The sequence below is a fragment of the Sulfuricurvum sp. RIFOXYD12_FULL_44_77 genome, assembly GCF_001830725.1.
GTDB classification, from domain to species: Bacteria; Campylobacterota; Campylobacteria; order Campylobacterales; family Sulfurimonadaceae; genus Sulfuricurvum; species Sulfuricurvum kujiense_A.
In genome coordinates, this window is the sequence record NZ_MIBU01000217.1 from 1 (window position 1) to 4,124 (window position 4,124).

At 46.1% G+C, this 4,124-nt stretch carries 5 protein-coding genes; all 5 read left to right on the top strand.

Annotation, left to right across the window (positions count from 1 at the left end):
• A partial coding sequence (locus A2517_RS07855; RefSeq protein ID WP_294895809.1) for a DNA gyrase C-terminal beta-propeller domain-containing protein occupies positions 1 to 1,383 on the top strand: 1,383 nt, incomplete at its 5' end.
• A gap of 49 nt (positions 1,384 to 1,432) precedes the next feature.
• Entirely contained in the window at positions 1,433 to 1,891 is a 459-nt protein-coding gene (locus A2517_RS07860) for an LPP20 family lipoprotein (protein ID WP_294895812.1), read from the top strand.
• Positions 1,892 to 2,004: 113 nt separating this feature from the next.
• A complete protein-coding gene (locus A2517_RS07865) occupies positions 2,005 to 2,247 on the top strand; it encodes a hypothetical protein (protein WP_294895814.1) in 243 nt (80 codons plus the stop codon).
• 14 nt (positions 2,248 to 2,261) lie between these two features.
• The gene (locus A2517_RS07870) at positions 2,262 to 3,416 is read left to right on the top strand and encodes a sigma-54 dependent transcriptional regulator (RefSeq protein ID WP_294895816.1); all 1,155 of its coding nucleotides are present in this window, start codon (positions 2,262 to 2,264) and stop codon (positions 3,414 to 3,416) included.
• A 69-nt stretch (positions 3,417 to 3,485) separates the two neighbouring features.
• Positions 3,486 to 4,124 (top strand): aspartate-semialdehyde dehydrogenase (locus A2517_RS07875; RefSeq protein ID WP_294895818.1); only part of this gene is annotated, 639 nt, incomplete at its 3' end.

Genomic DNA, 4,124 nt, shown 5'->3' on the forward strand with positions numbered 1-4,124 from the left:
GAAAAAGCAAAAGCGCGTGCCCATATCTTGGAAGGTTTGAAAAAAGCGCTCGATCATATCGAAGCGATCATCAAACTGATCCGTGCCAGCAATGACGGTGAAGCGGCTAAAAATGGCCTTATTTCTGAGTTCGGTTTTTCTCCGATACAAGCCCAAGCAATCTTGGATATGCGTCTCCAACGCCTTACCGGATTAGAGCGCGATAAAATCGAAAATGAGCTCAAAGAGATTTTGGCTCATATCGACTACTTAGAGAGCATCCTCCGCAGTGAAGAGGTTCTCAAAGATATTATCAAGGGGGAATTCGTTGAACTCGTTGAACAGTTCAACATTCCTCGTGTTACCGATATCGAAGACAACTACGATGATATCAACATCGAAGATTTGATCCCGAATGAGCCGATGGTTGTCACCATCAGCCATCGCGGATACATCAAACGTGTACCGTTGGTAGCGTATGAGAAACAAATCCGAGGCGGAAAAGGTAAAATTGCCGTAACCACCTACGATGATGACTTTATCGAGAAATTCTATACCTGCAACACTCATGATACATTAATGTTCGTGACAGACCGCGGACAGCTCCACTGGCTCAAAGTGTACAAAATCCCTGAGGGATCACGTACGGCCAAAGGTAAAGCGGTCGTCAATCTCATCAACCTCGAAGCCGATGAGAAAATCCGCTCGATTATCCCGACAACCGATTTCAGTGAAACAAAATCGCTTGTATTCTTTACCCAAAACGGTGTCGTCAAACGTACCGCATTGAATGAATTCTCAAATATCCGTAGCAACGGTGTTCGTGCGATTGTCCTTGATGACGATGACGCATTGATCACCGCACACATTGCGACCGAAGAGACAAAATATCTCTTTATCGTCACCAAATACGCGCAATGTATCAAATTCGAAATCGAAAAAACTCGTGATCAGGGACGTAGCACCCGTGGTGTTCGCGGTATCAAGTTCAAAATAGAGGGTGATGTCGTCGTCGATGCCAATATCATCAAGTCTGATGAAGAAGAGATCCTCATGGTGAGTGAAAAAGGGATCGGAAAACGTACTACGGCAGAAGAGTATCGCCTTACTAACCGTGCCGGAACCGGTGTTATCGCGATGAAACTCAACGCGAAAACCGGAACGACCGTGGTAGGTTGTCTCATGGTTGATGAGACAATGGATATGATGGCACTCACCAAAGCGGGTAAAATGATCCGTGTCGATATGCAAACTATCGCTAAATCAGGACGTAATACCAGCGGCGTCTACATTATCAAAGGGGATGATGTTGCGAGCATCTCCCGTTGTCCGAAAAAAGAGGATGATGAAGACGAAAATGAAGAAGGCGAAGGAAGCGAACCGACAACATTAGAATTGGAATAGTATTTGCTCTATTTGGGTAATTATTCCAAACTTACCCGAAGGAACCCGAATGCGAATCTCTGCTCTTCTTGCACTGCTTCTCGCTGTTCCCGCACTTCACGCGGGATTTTTCAACAGTGATGATTCTTCTGAAACCAAAGTAAAATGTGTCTACAGCGGCACTGACGGTCATTGTGTTGAACCGATTTTAAAATCTCAAAATGAACTTATCATTACCGTTATCGGCCAAGGGGTTGCCCCTTCCGTTACCGCTTCGCCTGCACAAGCGTACGCACTCGCTAAACGTGCCGCTATGGTTGATGGGTATCGTCTTATCGCTGAGAGAGTTAAAGGGGTACAAGTTGAAGGGCAAGACACCATCAAAAATATGATGATGCAGCAATCAACGACCCGTACATCCGTTGAAGCACTCGTACGCGGTGCTAATGTTATGAATACTACGTTTAAAGAGGGTCTGTGCGAAGTCGAAATGGAAATTTCTCTTTCCTATTCACGAGTCTTACGCTAATCACGACTCTTTGCATTGGTGCCGATAACTACTATATAGGGTATCGGGTTACCGCCAAAAACACTCAAGCTATCAATGAAACGCTCTGGGTTTCTAAAGCGATGCAACCGTGTATGTCTCATCAAAACGGTCCCCTCATCGTATTCAAACGTACTCTTAATGAAACACTGGACAGTGTCCTTAAACGCGAACAGACACCATTTTTGGAGTTTGCCTCCACGGGTGAGTTTCGGGTTAAAAGCAATGATACGTTTGGCTCTTCCCACATACAAACCCTTAATTCCCTTACCCTCCCCTCGCGGTGCTATGCAGTCGAGTTTAATGATGAGTCTGTTACAATAACCGCAACTAAATAGCGGGTGGTTTTTTTATGAAAATTGCGATTGTTGAAGATGATATCAATATGCGAAAATCGCTTGAAATAGCGATGAGTGACTATGAAAAATATGAGATTCATACCTTCAAAAATGCCCGTGATGCCCTCAAAAAACTCGATGATACCTTTGACCTCGTTATCAGTGATATCAATATGCCGGGGATGGACGGGATCGAATTCGTTAAAACCCTCGGAGGCAAATACGAGGTGATTATTATCACCGGAAATGCCACCCTCACCCGTGCTATCGAATCGATTCAACTGGGGGTGAAAGATTTCCTCCTTAAACCGTTCGAAATTGAGACCTTGGTAACCGCTATCGAGAGGACGGCAGCAATTGCTAAAAAATCTCAAAAAACACCCTCTCAAGAACCTGCACGAGGTGAAAAGTTTTTAGGCTCTTCCCCTGCCCTCGATCAACTCCTTCTCCGTATTGGCAAAGCTGCCGTTACGGATGCGAGCATGATGCTTTTAGGGGAGAGCGGTGTCGGTAAAGAGGTCTTTGCCCGCCATATCCATGAAAGTTCACCGCGCGCATCCAAGCCCTTTATCGCTATCAACATGGCGGCAATCCCCGATAACCTGATAGAGAGCGAACTGTTCGGATTTGAAAAAGGCTCTTTCACCGATGCCACCGAAGCCAAAACAGGGCAGTTTGAGCTCGCAGAAGGGGGAACGCTGTTTTTGGACGAAATCGCCGAAATGCCTTATTCTCTACAAGCCAAATTACTACGGGTACTCCAAGAGCGTGAAATCCGCCGTTTGGGTGGTTCGAAAAATACGAAAATCGACGTACGGATCATTTGCGCCACCAATGCCGATTTGCATACTAAAATTAACGAAGGTAAGTTTCGAGAAGATCTTTATTATCGCCTTAACACCATCCCCCTCAATATCCCGCCGCTGCGTGAACGGCGCGAAGAGATCCTCTCGATAGCCGAAGCGGCTCTGGAGCGCTATTGCACTCAGTACAGTTACGAGTCCAAAGCCTTTACGACATCGGCACGCAACGCGTTAATGAACTACAACTGGCCTGGAAACATTCGTGAACTTATCTCCGTCGTTGAACGTTCAGCGATTTTAAGTGACGGAGAGGTTATTGATACCGAAGACCTCTTTTTAGAAGCGCGTGGATTAGGTCGAATATAAGTCGGTATTCGATATAATCGCGAAAAAATATTCACGGGTGATCCCATTCATCCCCAAGGAAAGACTCCTATGAAACTTTATAACGTTGCGATTGTCGGTGCCAGCGGTGCCGTCGGAGAAGAAATTTTACGTATTTTCGAAGAGATCGATTTCCCATTAAACAAACTTGTCCCGATGGCAAGTGCACGAAGTGCAGGAAATACGGTTACATTCAAAGATCACGACCTCGTAATCAAAGAGTTGACCCCTACCGTTTTTGCCGAAGAAGAGATCGAAATCGCCCTCTTTAGTGCCGGCGGAAGCGTATCGGCAGAATTTGCCCCTTACGCCGCAGAAGCGGGAGCCGTAGTCATCGATAATACGAGTCATTTCCGTATGTATGAGGACGTCCCTCTCGTCGTTCCTGAAGTGAACCCCGAAGACATCGCCCAATGGCGTAACCGAGGTATCATTGCCAATCCTAACTGTTCTACCATCCAAATGGTTCAAGCCCTTAAGCCCCTCGATGATGCCTATGATTTACAGCGCATCGATGTCAGTACTTATCAAGCGACTTCAGGTGCGGGTAAAACGGGGATGGAAGAGCTTGTAGAGCAGATGCAAGCCTTTTTCGCGTTCAAACTCGATGATATGGAACCGAAAAAATTCGCTCACCGTATCGCACTCAACGCTATTCCACAAATCGATTCGTTCACCGATAACGGCTAC

Coding starts and splice junctions, on each gene's coding strand:
- A2517_RS07865 (WP_294895814.1), top strand. CDS start 2,005: ATGTCTCATCAAAACGGTCCCCTCATCGTATTCAAACGTACTCTTAAT.
- A2517_RS07870 (WP_294895816.1), top strand. CDS start 2,262: ATGAAAATTGCGATTGTTGAAGATGATATCAATATGCGAAAATCGCTT.
- A2517_RS07860 (WP_294895812.1), top strand. CDS start 1,433: ATGCGAATCTCTGCTCTTCTTGCACTGCTTCTCGCTGTTCCCGCACTT.